Origin of the sequence: Exiguobacterium sp. s48 (genome assembly GCF_018617395.1) — a bacterium.
Lineage (GTDB): Bacteria > Bacillota > Bacilli > Exiguobacteriales > Exiguobacteriaceae > Exiguobacterium.
This window is the reverse complement of the sequence record NZ_JACSKC010000001.1, coordinates 907,361-924,472: the sequence shown is the minus strand read 5'-3', so window position 1 is coordinate 924,472 and position 17,112 is coordinate 907,361. Positions and strand designations below refer to the sequence as shown.

Sequence of the window (17,112 nt, the reverse complement as noted above, 5' to 3'; positions counted from 1 at the left end):
ATGTGGCAAGAAAAGATTGAACATTATGATGCACTCGCGCCGTTCGTGAAAAAAGCAGAGGCGCGGGTCAAACCGTTTTTTGAAAAGATAGAAGAAACAGCCGAATTCAACCAGTATCGCGTCCTGGAATCGTTTAAAAAGCATAAAGTATCGGACTTTCATTTTAATCCGACGACGGGATATGGATATGATGATCTCGGTCGGGACACGCTCGAATCGATTTATGCGGACGTGTTCGGAGCAGAGCTCGCATTATGTCGACCGCAAATCATCTCGGGTACCCATGCAATCGGGATTGCCCTGTTCGGTGTCCTGCTACCAGGTGATGAACTGCTCTATATCACAGGGAAACCGTATGACACGCTCGAGGAGATCGTCGGCATCCGAGGCGATGGTCGCGGTTCTCTGAAAGAACTCGGTGTCCTTTACGATACTGTCGAATTAAAAGAGGAACGTGAAATCGACATCGACCGCGTCATCGAACGGATTCGTCCGGAGACGAAACTCGTTGGGATTCAGCGCTCGAAAGGATATGCGAATCGTCGCAGTATTCCAGTAGAAGAAATCAAGATTGCCATCGAACGCATCAAAGCGGCGCATCCGCATGTGTATGTGTTCGTGGACAATTGCTACGGTGAATTTGTCGAGACGATTGAACCGACGCACGTCGGAGCCGACTTGATGGCCGGTTCTCTCATTAAAAATCCGGGTGGTGGATTGGCGAAGACAGGCGGTTATATCGCTGGTACGAAAGAGTTGATTGAACGCTGTTCGTTCCGAATGACGACTCCAGGGATCGGAAGTGAAGCCGGACCATCACTCTATTCGCTTCAAGAGATGTATCAAGGCTTCTATATGGCACCTCATACAGTCGCACAGGCATTAAAAGGGGCGCATTTGACGGCAAGTCTATTGTCGTTGATTGGATTTGAAACTGATCCACACTATTCGACTCCAAGAACGGACTTGATTCAGTCGGTGACGTTCCGTGACCGTGACAAGATGATTGCGTTTTGTCAGAGTATCCAAATGGCATCACCAGTGAATGCCCATGCGTTGCCAGTACCGGCCTATATGCCAGGCTATGAAGATGACGTCATCATGGCGGCTGGGACATTTATTCAAGGGTCTTCCATCGAACTGTCTGCCGACGGTCCGCTTCGGGCACCGTACACAGCTTACGTCCAAGGTGGTCTGACGTATGCTCACGTAAAAGTCGCTCTTATGTTGGCGTTGAGCCAATTACACGGTAAAGGATTGGTCGAATTCAAAGACCAAAATCAGCCGACACATTTGTAACCAATCTGTCATGTTAACTTTCTTAACATCTATTGACAGGATTGTTGTCATATATTATTCTCACATTGTGAGACAGAAAAGGAGGGGTAAGGATGGCCGATCAATTTCGTCGCTCCAACCCGTTGTTTCCGATTGGAATCGTCCAAGATCTGACGCAATTGACAGGTAGGCAGATTCGGTATTACGAAGAACAGGGTCTGATTTCGCCTAGTCGGACGGAATCGAAACGACGACTTTATTCCTTTAATGATGTCGAACGTCTACTCGCAATCAAGGATTACATTGACCAAGGCTTTAATTTGGCGGCGATTCGCCACATGTTAGAGCAAGAAGGTGAAAAAGAAGCGGAAGCATCTGCTCCTGCCGCACCGGTCAATGAAGCACCGAAGGTTTCGGAAAAAGAGTTACATCATTTGTTGAAAACACAGCTTCAAGAAGCCGGTCGTTTCAATAAGACGTCGCTCATTCAAGGTGAGCTTTCACGTTTTTATCGATAACGCCGCACACATCAACCATTACGCAATGTGAGAGGGGACATTTTACCATGGCCAGAAAAACGTTCACAAAAGAAGACATTAAACGCATCGCACAAGAGGAAGACGTACGCTTTATTCGTCTTCAATTCACGGACATCCTCGGAACAATCAAAAACGTCGAGGTGCCGATCAGCCAATTGGACAAAGCACTTGATAACAAGATGATGTTTGACGGATCGTCAATCGAAGGATTCGTCCGCATCGAGGAATCAGACATGTACTTATATCCAGACCTCAACACATGGGTTGTCTTCCCGTGGACAGATGGCAGCGGAAAAGTCGCTCGCTTAATTTGTGATATTTATAACCCAGACGGTACACCATTCAGCGGTGACCCGCGCGGTACTCTCAAGCGCAACCTTGAGAAGATGCAAAAACTTGGCTTCTCAGCGTTCAACGTTGGACCAGAGCCAGAATTCTTCTTGTTCAAGAAAGACGCATCAGGTCGTCCGACACTTGAGCTCAACGACCAAGGTGGATACTTCGACTTGGCGCCAGTTGACCTCGGTGAAAACTGCCGTAAAGAAATCGTCATCGAACTTGAAAACATGGGCTTTGAAATCGAAGCATCACACCACGAAGTTGCACCAGGACAACACGAAATCGACTTCAAATACGCGGATGCTGTCACAACGGCAGATAACATCCAAACGTTCAAGCTCGTCGTCAAGACGATTGCAGCGAAGTATGGTCTTCACGCGACATTCATGCCAAAACCACTCTTTGGTGTAAACGGTTCAGGAATGCACGCGAACATGTCACTCTTCAAAGGTGACTCAAACGTCTTCTACGATCCAAATGGTGACATGGAACTTTCGGACACAGCACGCGCGTTCACGGCTGGTATCTTGGAGCACGCTCGTGCGTTCACAGCAGTATGTAACCCGACTGTGAACTCATACAAGCGTCTCGTACCTGGTTACGAAGCACCTTGCTATGTTGCATGGAGTGCACGCAACCGTTCACCACTCGTACGTGTACCAGCGGCACGTGGTCTCTCGACTCGTATCGAAGTACGTTCGGTTGACCCAGCAGCGAACCCGTACCTTGCACTTGCTGCTCTCTTGGCTTCAGGTCTTGACGGAATCGAAAAAGATTTGAATGCACCTAAACCAATCGACAGCAACATCTACGTGATGGACAAGCCAGAGCGTGTTGCGAACGGAATCGACGATCTTCCAGCAACGCTCTTCGACGCACTCGAAGTCCTTCGTGCGGACAAAGTCGTGATGGAATCACTCGGTGAGCATATCGGCGAACACTTCCTCGAATTGAAAGAAATCGAGTGGGATATGTTCCGTATGCAAGTAACGGAGTGGGAACGCGATCAGTACATGACGCTCTACTAATCTATTAGATTCATCGACTCTTGTCGGACACTTCATTCAGAAGCAGTCGGCAAGAGTTTTTTGGTTAAATGAAAAGTTATAATTGAAAATTAATGAATTGAATCGTATAATTATAAAAAAATATTGTTAAAGTTCTCTAGGGTTCCGCATTTTGAAATGGTTCTGGTCCGAGAGGGAACGTACAGTAGCATATACTGTATACACGGAAGGATAAAAGCCTGGGAGATATCTGATTGAGATATCTCCCAGGCTTATTTTTTTTAAGGAGTGAAAGGGATATGAAGCAATTTGAGAGTGAATCGGTCAAAATCTATCAGAGTGCTCTGTGGAAAACGACGAGCACGATTGTTGAAGGAGAGGATTTTATACTTCTTGTCGATCCGACATGGTTACCGATTGAAATTGAGGAAATAAAAAAAGATATTGAAAAGAGTCGAGCAGGACGAACGCTATACTTGTTGTTCACGCACGGGGATTTCGATCATATTATTGGTTATGGTGCCTTTCCGGATGCGATTGTAATTGGAAGTGAGGGCATGAAACATCATCCGAGAAAGCAATATAAACTCAATCTCATCAAACAATTTGACAATGAATACTATATCGATCGCCCGTATGATATTCAGTTTCCAGAACTTGATTGTGTCATTAGAGAAGACGGTCAACAATTGAAGTTGGGTGAGACGACGATCACGTTCTATTTAGCGCCCGGTCATACGCACGACGGATTGTTTGCAATCATCGAACCTCAAGGGATTTGGATTGCGGGAGATTATTTATCTGATTTTGAGTTGCCATATATATTTGATCAATCATCTGCATACTTGAATACGTTAGATAAAGCCGAAGTGATTATAAAAAATCGCAACATTACACTTCTCATTCCGAGTCACGGTGAATTCACAACTGACACGGGTGCTATGTTGGCTCGACTTGAGATGGCGCGTAGCTATATAAAACGTTTGGTTCGTTCGGTAGAACAAAACGATAATGAGGCAATCATCGCATTAGGAGAAGAGATGAAGTATCCATCGTCATTTACGAGAGAATGTCATGAAGGGAACGTGGATATTGTAAGGCAGGAGTGTCTTGAAAGAGGTGTACAACTATGAAAGTAGTTGATTTGAAAAAGTTAGGGAGATCCCTTGAAATTGATCAAGATTATGAATTAAAGAAAATAGATGCAGGTAGCTTGATTATGATTCATTTGAGAAATCAATCTTATCCATATGAAGTGCATGACTCTAATGAAGAAATCATTATCGCATTTCAGGGTGGTTTTTCAATCGAGACAAAGACCGAGTCTCTGATCGTTCCAGAGGGTCATATGGTGACGATTCCAAAAGGGGTTGAACACCGGTTTGGAGCAGAGAGTAATGCCGTTGTACTAGTGGCGTTCGGATAAACAATGTACGATAAAAGGCGATTTTCTCCGTATGAGGGGAAATCGCCTTTCGATTGTTCAGAATGCTTTTTTTATAAATGTCGATGTATAGTCGAGCATTGTATGCAGCGTTGTCGCAAACACGAGCCCTAAAAAGAAAGACAAGCCATGAATGTCAACCCATGAGCGGATTGCCTCTTCGTATGCCGTGAAGGGCAAGGTCAGCACGAGTGGAAAGCCGATATATGCAATCCGAATCACATCACTCAAACCAGGTAAGTGCGAGAAGAGCGAACGGTGCGGCATAAACTTTACGTAAGGGAGCCAGATCAATTTGAGTGGTCCCCATCGATAATAGGCGTCTGATTTTAAATCAAGGTCCGGGGAGAGCCAGAGTGTACCGATGATGGCACCGATGATTAATGCGAACGGAACATCGATTTCAAGAAAAGGCGTGGCAACCGCAAGTGCGCCGGTTGCCACGAGATTCGTTCGGGTATGGGTCTTGCCACTAGCCATTAATGAATCGTCCGGTATACACCGATAACCTTCCCTAAAATCGAGACGTTGTCAAAATACATCGCTTCTAACTCGTCGTTCTCCGGTTGAAGGCGGACCTTTGAAGCTTCCTTGTAAATCCGTTTCACGGTCGCTTCGCCTTCTTCCGTCATAGCAACGACAATCTCTCCATTGTCGGCCGTGCTCTGCTGGCGGACGAGAACCCGGTCCCCGTCCAAGATGCCTGCGTTGATCATCGAATCCCCAGAGACAGACAACATGTATACATTATCTGAACCGACGATATGTGCCGGGAGCGGGAAGTGTTCTTCCACGTTCTCGATGGCGGTGATCGGTGTCCCGGCAGTGACTTTCCCGATGACCGGTACGTACATGACGGACTCTTGTTCTTCCATTGACGGCATGTCGTCAGTTAAAATTTCAATCGCGCGAGGCTTCGTCTTGTCTCGACGAATCAAACCGCGCTTCTCTAAACGATCTAGGTGACCGTGGACGGTCGAACTAGATGCTAGACCGACGGCTTCACCAATTTCACGAACAGAAGGCGGATAACCTTTTGCCCGTACTTCGTCTTTGATGAAATCAAGAATCTGTTGTTGTCGCGCTGACATTTTCTTCATTATGTTCACCTCGATATAATCGAATAACCTGCAATCGCATCCTATTCTTTATGTGTCTAGTGTAACACAAGAACACATGAGCGTACAAACATTCGTTCGTTTTTTTATGTTGACCGAACACGGGTTCTTGTTTTATGATGAGAACAGATAAACGAACAAACGTTCTAACGAACATATATTCTTATACAGGAGGCAATGCAATCATGAAAGATACACTCAACGGAATCATTTTAGTCGGGATGCTCTTGGTCGGGATGTTCGCCTTTTATTTGGCTGGGGAAATGCGAGGGGAACCAAAGGTTGTCGATCCGGTCGTCACGACAGAGCGGACGATTGAAGAAGAGGTCGCATACGTCGAAGCGGAATCACTCGAAGCACAGATTATGGCTGAGCGCGAAGCGCATAATGAACGAAAAATGAAATGGTATGCCGCTGAGTGATCGTTCTTCATTGCGAACGGTTTACGAACTGTGTATCGTAAGAAATGAATGCGATGAAAGGGAGTGATGCGATGCGAGTCGTCATCTATTGTCGGGTATCGACGAACAAGTCTACCCAAGAGACATCACTCAGTCGGCAAGTCGAAGAATTACAGGAATTGGCTTCTCGATTAGGGGCCGACGTTATTGATGTCATCACTGAGCAAGAAAGTGGCTATGAAGTGAACCGACAAGGGTTACTCGATTTGCTTGACCATGTATCCACTTCGCAACTGGATGCCGTTCTCGTCACGGACGACAGCCGTTTAGGACGAGGCAATGCCAAGATTGCGATTTTGCATACATTAATGAAGCATGACGTTCGATTGCTGACGATGCAGTCGACGTCGGACTATGTCGTTTCCGATGCCGAGAAAATGGTATTGGAGATTGTCAGTGTTGTCGAAGAGTATCAGCGTAAGATTCATAACGCAAAAATTTCTCGTGGGATGCGTCGTGCGGTCGCTAACGGATTCAACCCACAACGTAACATTCAAAGTAATGATCAAGGCGGGCGACATCGAATCGAAGTTCCGATCGAAGAGATTATTCAATTGCGCGAGCGTGGCTTGACGTTCGCTGAGATTGCGGCGACACTTCGAGGATTTGGCTATGAAGTCTCGAAAGCAACGGTCAATCGACGATATCTCGAACACCAGTCAGTTGCTGAAACTTGATTCTTCCTCTCTGATTTTGTAAAGTATAAGAACAAATTCACTAGAGAGGGGGCGAGTCGGATGTTAGCACCAGGACAATTGGAGCGAATCAATTTCCTCGCCAACAAAGCGAAGACAGAAGGACTGTCTCAAGAAGAAATGAACGAACAACAGGACTTGCGTCAAGAATATTTGAAAGCGTTTCGTCAGTCGTTCAAATCACAAATGATGGGGATGAAAGTCGTCGACCCAGATGGAAACGACGTTACCCCAGAGAAGTTGAAAGAAGATCAAAAACGCTATCGCGGTGAGTGATACTGAATGCACATCCTATTTCGTATAGGATGTGCATTTTTGTTATACACGAACACGCATCAGACGAACGGATTACACGCTATTTTATTCAATAGAAGGAAACGATTTCATCAAATGTGTTATACTAATTAATTAGTTGTGACACACGATTGAGTGTGATAAAATATGACGGGTAGAAAACCTTCTTAACACAGAGAGGATGAAATTAGTGGAAACAACTACTAAAGAATTATTAGCGATTAACTCGATTCGGACGCTCTCAATTGATGCGGTCCAAAAAGCGAACTCTGGTCACCCAGGGATGCCGATGGGGGCTGCCCCGATGGCGTTTACACTTTGGACGGATAAAATGCGTCACAACCCGAAAAACCCGAACTGGTTCAACCGTGACCGTTTCGTGCTTTCAGCGGGTCATGGATCGATGCTCTTGTATTCGCTCCTTCACTTGTCTGGCTATGATTTGTCGATGGACGATTTGAAATCATTCCGTCAAATGGACTCGAAGACACCTGGTCACCCTGAATACCGCCACACGGCTGGGGTAGATGCGACAACGGGACCACTTGGACAAGGGATTGCGATGGCTGTCGGGATGGCCATGGCTGAGAAACATTTAGAAGCGACTTACAACCGTGACGAGTTCAACGTCGTTGACCACTATACGTTCGGTATTTGCGGAGACGGAGACTTGATGGAAGGTGTATCTGCTGAGGCGGCTTCACTCGCAGGTCACTTAAAGCTCGGTAAACTCGTCGTTCTTTACGATTCAAACGACATCTCTCTCGATGGCGACCTTCATAAGTCATTCTCTGAAAGCGTAGAAGACCGTTTCAATGCGTACGGATGGCAAGTCATTCGTGTCGAAGATGGAACAGATATTGATTCAATCGCAAAAGCAATCGATGCAGCAAAAGCTGAAACGTCAAAACCGACATTGATCGAAGTGAAAACGGTCATCGGATTCGGTTCACCGAACAAATCAGGTAAATCGGCATCACACGGTGCTCCACTTGGAGATGCTGAAATCGAATTGACGAAACAGTTCTATAAATGGGAAGGCGAGTCATTCTACGTACCAAGCGAAGTATATGACTTGTTTAACGAGAAAGTTGTCGAGCCTGGCGCGAAATATGAGTCAGACTGGAACGAGCTCGTAGAAGCATATAAAGCGGCACACCCAGAACTCGGTGCACAGTTCGAGCGTGCAATGAACAATGAGCTTCCTGAAGGTTGGGATAGCGAGTTGCCGACATTCGAAATCGGTTCGAAAAAAGCAACACGTCAAACGAGCGGTGAAGTGTTGAACGCGATCGCAAAAGCAGTACCGACACTCTTCGGTGGGTCGGCTGACCTTGCCGGGTCGAACAACTCGATGATCAAAGGTGCAGTGGACTTCGATGAAGATCCAGCTGGCCGTAACATCTGGTTCGGGGTTCGTGAGTTCGCGATGGCAGCGGCTGTGAACGGTATGGCCCTTCATGGTGGTGTGCTTCCTTACGGTGCAACGTTCTTCGTCTTCTCAGATTACCTTCGTCCTGCAGTTCGTCTCGCAGCACTTATGGGACTTCCATCAACGTTCATCTTGACGCACGACTCAATCGCAGTCGGTGAAGATGGTCCAACGCACGAGCCGGTCGAGCATTTGATGAGCTTCCGCGCGATGCCGAACCTCTCAGTTCTTCGTCCTGCTGACGGCAAAGAAACGATTGCAGCTTGGAAACAAGCGGTGACATCGAAAACGACTCCTTCACTTCTCGTCTTGACTCGTCAAGCGTTACCAGAACTCGAAGGCACATCTGTTGAAACGGCAGCAAAAGGAGCTTACGTCGTTGCAGGTGAATCGAAAGATGCAGACGTTCTCTTGCTCGGTACAGGTTCAGAAGTACATGTCCTCGTCGAAGCGCGCGAGCAACTCGCGTCAGAAGGCGTGAAAGCGGCAGTCATCTCGATGCCATCATGGGAACTCTTCGAAGCGCAATCTGCAGAATATAAAGAGTCTGTCCTTCCATCTTCAGTGACGAAACGCGTATCGCTTGAAGCGGGTGCGACACTTGGATGGTACAAATATGTAGGATTCGGTGGTAAAGTACTCGGAATCGACAAGTTCGGAGCATCTGCACCGGGAGACCTCCTCATGAAAGAGTACGGCATGTCAGTCGACAACGTCGTCAATGCAGTAAAATCACTTTAATCTCATGTTAGATTGTTGTGACGGCCATTCATTTGGCCGTCACTTTTTTTCTGGACGACTAGCGAAGTTGCGCAATTTAGTGTATAGTAAAAAACGATGTTTCATATGGTAGAGGAGGTAAAGCCTTGAGTACATTATTCTGGATTCTTCTTGTCGTGGCAGCACTCATCGGGGGGATCGCGATCGGATTCTTCATCGCGCGTAAATACATGATGAACTACCTTGAACAGAACCCGCCAATCAATGAAGATATGATTCGTACGTTGATGATGCAGATGGGTCAAAAGCCATCACAGAAGAAAGTCAACCAAGTGATGCGCGCCATGAACGTGCAGATGAAAAACGAAAAGAAATCATAATCAATCACGAAAGCACTTCGGTTCCCGAAGTGCTTTTTTGTTTCCTCTTTTTGTTAGACAATCGAACAAACTTTCGCTACGATTAATGAATAATCTTTATCTAAAGACAAAGGGGGGCGTTTCACATTCGTGTATTTAAACAGTTATCTTGGTTTTTGCGTCTTGAGTGGAAGACCTACGCGCTCGGCATTGTCTTACTGATCTTCGTGGCTGGCCTAGAACTGATTCCACCACGCATTATCGGACGGATCGTCGATGAGATCAACCGTGGTTCGCTATCGTCAAACACGCTTTGGTTGTTACTCGGGGGACTTGCTGCCGTTGGGGTTGGTAATTATATCGCTCGCTTCTTTTGGCGCTATTTTATCTTCGGCGCGTCGATTCGACTAGGAAGAATGCTTCGGAGCCAACTATACCGACATTTCACAGATCTTGATCAACGGTTTTATAAAAAGTCACGGGTCGGGGATTTGATGGCCCACGCGACAAATGATGTACAAGCCGTATCGATGACGGCGGGGGCGGGGATTTTGACGCTCGTCGATAGCGTGACACTCGGGACGTTCGTCATCATCACGATGATTACGACAATCAGTTGGAAGTTGACGCTCGTCGCTTTGCTACCGTTACCAGTCATGGTCGCTTTGACGACGCGGTATGGAAAGATGTTACATAGCCGATTCGGGGTCGCCCAAGCGGCATTTTCAGAATTGAATGACAAAGTACAGGAAAGTGTCAGTGGTGTCCGTGTCTTAAAGTCGACGGGGGAAGTCGACCGGGATGTGGAATCGTTTGAGAACTTATCGAGTGAGGTGATGGCAAAAAACGTACGAGTCGCGAAGATTGACGCCTTATACGATCCGACCATCTTTGGAATTGTCGGACTCTCTTATATCCTCTCGGTTGGGTATGGAGCCGTCCTGATTGAACAAGGTGAATTGACGATTGGACAGATTGTCAGCTTCACAGCTTATTTGGCACTTTTGACGTGGCCGATGTTAGCGTTTGGATGGTTGTTTAACATCGTGGAGCGTGGTCGCGCGTCTTACGACCGGATTGAGCGGATGCTCGCCGTCAAACCTGAGATTCAAGACGACCGCATGGCTGCGACGACCCTTTCTCATTCAGAGGTCGAAGTCGATATTCGAAACTTCGCCTATGACGAGACCGTTGTGCTCCATAATGTCCATTTTCGGATTGAACGTGGAAAAACAATCGGGATTGTCGGCAGGACAGGTGCAGGGAAGACGACGATTGTCCGTCTGTTGACGCGTGAGTATGATGTGAAAGATGGAAAGATTACAATCGGCGGGATCAACATCCGCCAAGTGAAAAAGTCGCTTCTGATGGATAAGATTGCGGTCGTACCACAAGACCACTTTTTATTCTCGGATTCGATTGCGAACAATATCGCGTTCGGAAGACCTGAAGCGAGCATGGAAGAAATCATCGAGGCGGCGAAAGTCGCTGAAGTACATGAAGACATCATTCGACTTCCGGAAGGATATGCGACACTCGTCGGTGAACGCGGGGTCACATTATCAGGTGGTCAGAAACAACGGATTTCTATCGCGCGGGCGCTCATGACAGCGGCTGATGTCTTGATCTTAGATGATGCGTTATCTGCGGTCGATGCGAAAACGGAAGAGTCGATTATCGAGCATTTCCGAGTCGGCAATCCGGACCAGGCGCGCGTCATCGTCGCCCATCGACTTTCCGCCGTGGAACATGCTGACGAGATTCTCGTGATTGAGGACGGAAATATTATTCAACGTGGTCGTCATGAGACATTGCTTCAAGAGACAGGCTGGTATCGAGAGACATATGATCGTCAGCAACTTGAAGCGATTGTAGAAGGGGGTGGACACGATGAAACATGATGTCCAAGAATGGCAAGTCATCAAGCGTCTGCTCAGTTACGCGAAACGTTACGGAAAACCGCTAAGTGTTGCCTTCGTATTTCTCTTGATTGCGACAGGTGCAAAGTTGGCAGGACCGTTTCTAATCAAAGTATTCATCGATGAATTCGTCACACCGGGTGTCTATCCGACGAACTGGGTCATCGCTCTATTCGCCGTCTATATGGTTCTTCATGTATCTGCAATCGTGTTTGATTATCTACAATCGATTTCGTTTCAAAAGATTGCGCTAAAGATTGTCCAAAATATTCGGATGGATATCTTCCGTCATGTCATGGGGATGCGACTCGCCTATTTTGACCGCACACCAGCGGGCGTCCTTGTATCCCGTATTACGAATGATACGGAGGCGGTAAAAGAGCTATACGTAGGGGTAATGAGTACGTTCGTTCAGTCCGCTGTTCAGTTGATCGGGACGTATATCTTCCTCTACATCTTGGAGCCACCGCTCGCGACGATGGGACTCATCCTGTTGCCTCTCTTCTGGCTCATCATTTGGGCGTATCGTCGTTTCTCGACGAAATATTTCGCACAAGTGCGTGATTTGTTGTCACAACTCAACGCCCAGTTGAATGAATCGATCAATGGGATGGGTATCATTCAACAATTTCGTCAAGAAGAGCGCCTCATTCGTCAGTTCGAAGAGACGAATGAGGCACATCAGGAGGCACGATATCGGAACTTAAAACTCGATAGCATGTTGCTCCGCCCGATTATCGAATTGCTTCTCGCCTTCTCCATCATCGGTCTGCTCGGTTATTACGGGGTACTCTCGATGAGTGAACAGGTTCAAGTTGGGGTCGTATATGCGTTTATCAGCTATATTGAACGTATTTTCCGTCCGGTGCTTGATATCATGCAACGTTTGAGCGAATTTCAACAAGCGGTCGTATCGGCAGACCGTGTCTTCAAAATTTTAGATACGGATGAGCCGGCTCCTGGTAAACAGTTGCCTGGTGAAGCGCTCATCACCGAAGGAGAAGTTCGATTCGAAGATGTGACGTTCAGTTACGACGGAGAAGTTGACGTATTAAAACAGATTTCGTTCGTTGCGAGACCTGGAGAGACGGTCGCCCTCGTTGGGCATACGGGGAGTGGAAAAAGTTCAATCATCAATTTGTTGACACGATTTTATCCTTATGAATCAGGTCGCATCACGATTGACGGGCAACCGCTCGAACAGTTCGAGGAGCAAGAGCTTCGTCAACAAGTCGGGCTTGTCCTACAAGACCCATTCTTATTTACCGGAACAATCGAAGAGAATTTGAAATTGTTCAATCCAGACATCGATTCTGAGCGCGCACGGGAAGCTGCTGAATTCGTCCAAGCGCATTCGTTCATTGAGAAGTTGGACGCTGGCTATGGTCATGTCGTCGGAGAGCGTGGAGCGACGTTCTCGAGCGGAGAGCGACAATTGCTCGCCTTTGCCCGTACCGTCGCGCGTAATCCGAAAGTACTTATTCTCGATGAAGCGACGAGTTCCATTGATACCGAAACGGAAGAGCGTGTACAGACCGCGCTCGATCGGATGCGCCGTGGTCGGACGACGATTGCAATCGCCCATCGCCTGTCGACGATTCAAGATGCGGATTTGATTTTGGTTTTGCATCGCGGTGAGATTGTGGAACGGGGCAATCATCAACAGCTATTAAAGCAAGATGGACTGTATAAAAAGATGTATGAATTACAATCCGGTCAACGTCTGATGTCTTGAATTGGAAAGGATGCCTATTCAGGTATCCTTTTTTCCATGGGAAAAGCTCGCCACACAAGGTGACGAGCCGTCAAGTTTCAAGAATGAAGTTGATTTTTTTTATGTTTTGATAGGACATGACGAGTGATTAATGAGTCAAGCTCTTGGCTAACTGAAATGACTTCAGGTGAGGTCCAAGAATGCTTTGACGCGATTTTATACAGTTCATCACGTTTTTGTTCAATGGCCTGGTGTAGAGTATCTGCTGCGGTGACTGCCACGTTCGTTCCCCCATCATGTAAAATAGAATATTGTGAACTAGAATATCCAAATCTTAGCACCTCCGTTTACAGATGACAAGTTTCATTTCCATTTCAAAAATTACAAAATGATGTTGGAGTCTGAAAGAAAAGATGCGAGCAATTTAAATAGGTTTTCGCTATAATGGTCGTGAAAGGTGGAAATCGTCATGGAAGTCACATTATGGCTCGCATTTGGGGCGGGCGTCTTATCGTTTTTGTCACCATGTACGCTCCCGTTATATCCGGTTTTTCTTTCGTATATTACAGGGGTTTCCGTATCTGAATTAAAAAATGAAGGATTGAAACAGCGTACAGCCTGGTTCCACACATTTTCTTTCTTGTTTGGATTCTCAATAGTCTTTCTTGTCCTCGGGTTATCGACCTCATTGATTGCAGACGTCTTTATCCAATATAAGGACAGTCTTCGCATGATCGGCGCCATCTTGATTTTCGTATTTGGTGTCTTTTTAGCAGGTCTATGGCAACCAGAGTTCATGATGCGTGAAAAGAAAATGAATATCGGCGAAAGAAAAAGCGGGTATTTTGGAACTGTATTAATTGGGATTGGATTTGCAGCCGGCTGGACACCTTGTACGGGTCCGATTTTAGCGGGTGTGATTGCACTGGCCGCCACTAACCCGAGTCAAGGTCTTGGTTATATGTTGGCGTACATCATCGGTTTCGCCATTCCCTTCCTTGTAATGGTCGCGTTTGTAGGTAAAATTAAGTACTTAGCGCGAAACAGTGCAAAAGTTGCAAAAGTCGGGGGCTATTTGATGATGGCGTTCGGCGTACTATTATATTTTGACGGTATGAATCGGTTCGCTGCTTGGATGAGCGAACTTGTCGGATTCACCGGATTTTAAGGAGTTGACCGAGATGTCAATGTTGTGGGGATCAACTCTCATCGCGTTATTCATGGGGATCGTGGCAAGCTTCGTACGTGTGAAAGCCTCTGCGAAACCGACCAATGCAAAAAAAATCTTAATCCCACCGCTTGCGATGTCAACGGGAATGATTCAATTTTTGATTCCCGCGTTTCGCCTGACATGGGTGGAGGTCGCTGAGGCACTCGCGGTAGGATTGATTTTCAGCCTGTTCTTAATCAAAACTTCTAATTTTGAAAAACGGGACGGTGAAGTCTATCTGTCACGATCGAAAGCATTCTTCATCGTTGTCTTTGCACTTCTTGCCATTCGTACAGCGATGAAAGTGTGGATTGGACACGATGTCGATCTCTTTTCTACAGGCGGACTGTTTTATTTGATTGCCTGGGGGATGATTGTACCTTGGCGAATCGCCATGTATCAAAAATATAAACGAATCGTTACCGCATAAAAATGGAGTGGCCATGAGCCACTCCATTTTTATTGTTCGGTAGTAACGGCAACTTCTGTCTCGGCATCGATTCCTGTGTTCGCCTTGACGAGTATGCGTTCGTAATTCCCTGAAACTTCATCCGATTTCGAGAGATACGTACCGACTATGGCAGCGATAAAGCCGAGCGGAATTGATACAATCCCAGGATTCGATAATGGGAATAGGGCTTCTCCAACAAAGATGGCTGACCCATCTGGTGCCCAAAGGTTCGGGCTGAGTGCGACTAGAATTAACGAAGAGAATAGACCGACAACCATTCCCCAAATCGCACCACCTGTATTGAAGCGTCTCCAGAAAATTGTGAAGAGAATAACGGGCAAGTTCGCACTCGCTGCAACAGCGAAGGCGAGAGAAACAAGAAATGCCACGTTCATCGATTGAGCGAAGAAGGCAAGCCCCATCGATACGAGTGCGACTGCTACAGATGCAATTCGAGCAGCTTTCACTTGCTCTTTCTCAGTTGCTTCTCCTTTTCGGATAATATGACCGTAAAAGTCATGAGCGAATGCCGAAGCAGCAGATAAGACGAGGCCAGCCACGACAGCAAGAATCGTAGCAAATGCAATAGCGGCAACGAAGGCAAACAAAAGATCACCACCAAGTGCTTGAGCAAGAAGAGGAGCCGCCATATTACCTGCAGGGTTAGCAGCAAGGATGGCATCTCGTCCGACAAATGCGGCAGCACCGAAACCTAAGAAGATTGTGAGGATATAAAATGCACCGATAATCCAAGTTGCATAGACGACTGATTGACGTGCGGTTGGCGCATCTTTGACGGTAAAGAAGCGAATTAGGATATGCGGAAGTCCTGCTGTACCAAGAACGAGTGCCATATTCAAGGAAATCGTATCAAGAGGGAGCTTGAACTTGTTCCCAGGATTTAAGAAGTCACTACCAAGCGGTGTCGCTTTACTGACTTCACTGAACATCGTCGCAATTGAGAAATCGAATCGTGCGAACACTAAAAATGAGATAATGGCCGTTCCAATCATCAGCAACACGGCTTTTGTGATTTGAACCCAAGAGGTGGCCGTCATCCCGCCGAAAACGACATAGACCGTCATTAAGATCCCAACGACGACGACACTTGTCGTATAAGGGATTCCGAGTAACAGCTCAATCAAGGCACCTGCTCCAACCAGTTGAGCGATCATATAAAAGATAGAGATGACAATGGCATTCATCGCGGCGACACCGCGTACCCTTGGCTTGTTGAAACGTGCCGCGATCATATCGGCCATCGTATATTTTCCGAGATTTCGTAACGGCTCAGCAACGAGATAAAGTACGACGAGATACGCTACGAGAAAGCCGATTGAATAAAAGAAGCCGTCGAATCCGGCGAGTGCAATCATGCCCGCGATTCCAAGGAACGATGCGGCGGACATGTAGTCACCTGCAATAGCGAGACCGTTTTGAAAACCGGTCAAACCGCCGTCTGCCGTATAAAAATCACTAGCAGTTTTCGTTTTTCGTGCTGCAAAATATGTAATCACAAGCGTGAGTCCGACAATTGCGGTAAAGAGACCGATGGCTGTCCAATTCATGATTTCACCTCTTCTTTTAATTGTTGGACGAGCGCGTCAAAGCGCCGGGCACGACGACTGTACAGTACACAAAGTGTCCAAGTCATGATGAACTGTGAAAAGGCGAACGCCCAAGCCCAGGTGATGTCTCCAATGAGCGGCGTGTTTAAAATAGTCGTATAGCTTGTCAAAATAGGGAGTGTGAAATAGAACAATAGTGAAAAAATAATGGCTGGGACGATGAAGCGATTTTTTTCACGCATCAGTCGATGAAACGTCTCGTGTTCGGTGATCGAGTGAGCGGAACGGTGGCTCGTCGTCTGTGCTGCTTGTGTGACATCATGCATAATGATTCCTCCTAATCTACAAGATAGACTTATTATGCGGTGTGAAAATAAGGAGAGTCATTCCTTTTTTTTATGTCGAAATGAGAGAAATTATATCAATATTGGTCATACCAATTTATTGTAAGCGTTTTCAATATTGTCTAAAAATTGAACATTATTCTGATATTATAAATAGTGAAATAAAAGGTACTTTTTACCTATTAGGCAAATCGCACAATTCGACAAATAAAAAACTCTA

19 protein-coding genes and 1 riboswitch are annotated in these 17,112 nt (G+C 46.5%); of the genes, 14 read left to right on the top strand and 5 right to left on the bottom strand.

From position 1 onward, the window contains the following. The 5 genes from KNO66_RS04745 (at position 1) to KNO66_RS04725 (ending at position 4,589) form a co-directional block, all read left to right on the top strand. Positions 1–1,299, top strand: coding sequence for a methionine gamma-lyase family protein (locus tag KNO66_RS04745; protein WP_214740901.1), 1,299 nt, complete (start codon positions 1–3; stop codon positions 1,297–1,299). A 92-nt stretch (positions 1,300–1,391) separates the two neighbouring features. Beyond that, positions 1,392–1,796, top strand: a complete 405-nt coding sequence (locus KNO66_RS04740; protein WP_214692728.1) for a MerR family transcriptional regulator — start codon at positions 1,392–1,394, stop codon at positions 1,794–1,796. A gap of 47 nt (positions 1,797–1,843) precedes the next feature. Further along, a complete protein-coding gene (glnA, locus tag KNO66_RS04735) occupies positions 1,844–3,184 on the top strand; it encodes a type I glutamate--ammonia ligase (protein WP_214740899.1) in 1,341 nt (446 codons plus the stop codon). Between the two features lie 125 nt (positions 3,185–3,309). Further along, positions 3,310–3,411: riboswitch (guanidine-I (ykkC/yxkD leader) on the top strand. Between the two features lie 51 nt (positions 3,412–3,462). Beyond that, positions 3,463–4,296, top strand: a complete 834-nt coding sequence (locus KNO66_RS04730; RefSeq protein WP_214740897.1) for an MBL fold metallo-hydrolase — start codon at positions 3,463–3,465, stop codon at positions 4,294–4,296. After that, complete coding sequence (locus KNO66_RS04725; protein ID WP_214740895.1) at positions 4,293–4,589, top strand: cupin domain-containing protein; 297 nt, start codon at positions 4,293–4,295, stop codon at positions 4,587–4,589. Before KNO66_RS04730 ends, KNO66_RS04725 begins: the two co-directional genes overlap by 4 nt. A 57-nt stretch (positions 4,590–4,646) precedes the next feature. On the opposite strand, the gene KNO66_RS04720 is transcribed toward KNO66_RS04725, so the two are convergent. Together KNO66_RS04720 and lexA are read right to left on the bottom strand one after the other, a co-directional pair. Continuing rightward, on the bottom strand, positions 4,647–5,087 hold the full coding sequence (locus KNO66_RS04720; RefSeq protein ID WP_214740893.1) for a metal-binding protein: 441 nt from the start codon (positions 5,085–5,087) through the stop codon (positions 4,647–4,649). Further along, positions 5,087–5,707 carry a transcriptional repressor LexA gene (gene lexA, locus KNO66_RS04715; RefSeq protein WP_214740891.1) on the bottom strand — a complete coding sequence of 207 codons (621 nt, stop codon included), beginning with the start codon at positions 5,705–5,707 and terminating at the stop codon, positions 5,087–5,089. The genes KNO66_RS04720 and lexA overlap by 1 nt, the downstream gene beginning before the upstream one ends. Before the next feature lie 203 nt (positions 5,708–5,910). Here lexA and KNO66_RS04710 point away from each other — a divergent pair, with 203 nt between their 5' ends. The 7 genes from KNO66_RS04710 (at position 5,911) to KNO66_RS04680 (ending at position 13,340) form a co-directional block, all read left to right on the top strand. Then, a complete protein-coding gene (locus KNO66_RS04710) occupies positions 5,911–6,147 on the top strand; it encodes a hypothetical protein (RefSeq protein WP_214740889.1) in 237 nt (78 codons plus the stop codon). Positions 6,148–6,218: 71 nt separating this feature from the next. Continuing rightward, positions 6,219–6,863, top strand: coding sequence for a YneB family resolvase-like protein (locus KNO66_RS04705; protein ID WP_214742381.1), 645 nt, complete (start codon positions 6,219–6,221; stop codon positions 6,861–6,863). Positions 6,864–6,923: 60 nt separating this feature from the next. After that, positions 6,924–7,157 (top strand): DUF896 domain-containing protein, encoded by a 234-nt coding sequence (locus KNO66_RS04700; protein ID WP_031423491.1) that lies wholly within the window; start codon positions 6,924–6,926, stop codon positions 7,155–7,157. Between the two features lie 199 nt (positions 7,158–7,356). Next, entirely contained in the window at positions 7,357–9,348 is a 1,992-nt protein-coding gene (gene tkt / locus KNO66_RS04695) for a transketolase (protein WP_214740887.1), read from the top strand. Positions 9,349–9,473: 125 nt separating this feature from the next. After that, the gene (locus KNO66_RS04690) at positions 9,474–9,707 is read left to right on the top strand and encodes a YneF family protein (protein ID WP_012726454.1); all 234 of its coding nucleotides are present in this window, start codon (positions 9,474–9,476) and stop codon (positions 9,705–9,707) included. Positions 9,708–9,832: 125 nt separating this feature from the next. Then, positions 9,833–11,587: an ABC transporter transmembrane domain-containing protein gene (locus tag KNO66_RS04685; RefSeq protein WP_214742380.1), complete on the top strand. Its 1,755-nt coding sequence runs from the start codon at positions 9,833–9,835 to the stop codon at positions 11,585–11,587. Beyond that, positions 11,577–13,340, top strand: a complete 1,764-nt coding sequence (locus KNO66_RS04680; protein ID WP_214740885.1) for an ABC transporter ATP-binding protein — start codon at positions 11,577–11,579, stop codon at positions 13,338–13,340. The genes KNO66_RS04685 and KNO66_RS04680 overlap by 11 nt, the downstream gene beginning before the upstream one ends. Before the next feature lie 77 nt (positions 13,341–13,417). Here the strand turns inward: KNO66_RS04680 and KNO66_RS04675 are convergent, their stop codons facing one another. Further along, positions 13,418–13,600 carry an aspartyl-phosphate phosphatase Spo0E family protein gene (locus tag KNO66_RS04675; protein WP_214740883.1) on the bottom strand — a complete coding sequence of 61 codons (183 nt, stop codon included), beginning with the start codon at positions 13,598–13,600 and terminating at the stop codon, positions 13,418–13,420. Between the two features lie 188 nt (positions 13,601–13,788). Here KNO66_RS04675 and KNO66_RS04670 point away from each other — a divergent pair, with 188 nt between their 5' ends. Continuing rightward, positions 13,789–14,487 carry a cytochrome c biogenesis CcdA family protein gene (locus KNO66_RS04670; RefSeq protein WP_214740881.1) on the top strand — a complete coding sequence of 233 codons (699 nt, stop codon included), beginning with the start codon at positions 13,789–13,791 and terminating at the stop codon, positions 14,485–14,487. A 19-nt stretch (positions 14,488–14,506) separates the two neighbouring features. Next, a complete protein-coding gene (locus tag KNO66_RS04665; protein ID WP_214742379.1) occupies positions 14,507–14,959 on the top strand; it encodes a CcdC family protein in 453 nt (150 codons plus the stop codon). Between the two features lie 29 nt (positions 14,960–14,988). Here KNO66_RS04665 and KNO66_RS04660 read toward each other — a convergent pair whose 3' ends face one another. Together KNO66_RS04660 and KNO66_RS04655 are read right to left on the bottom strand one after the other, a co-directional pair. Then, positions 14,989–16,548 carry a solute symporter family protein gene (locus tag KNO66_RS04660; RefSeq protein WP_214740879.1) on the bottom strand — a complete coding sequence of 520 codons (1,560 nt, stop codon included), beginning with the start codon at positions 16,546–16,548 and terminating at the stop codon, positions 14,989–14,991. After that, complete coding sequence (locus KNO66_RS04655; RefSeq protein WP_214740877.1) at positions 16,545–16,874, bottom strand: DUF485 domain-containing protein; 330 nt, start codon at positions 16,872–16,874, stop codon at positions 16,545–16,547. The genes KNO66_RS04660 and KNO66_RS04655 overlap by 4 nt, the downstream gene beginning before the upstream one ends. Positions 16,875–17,112 lie beyond the last annotated feature (238 nt).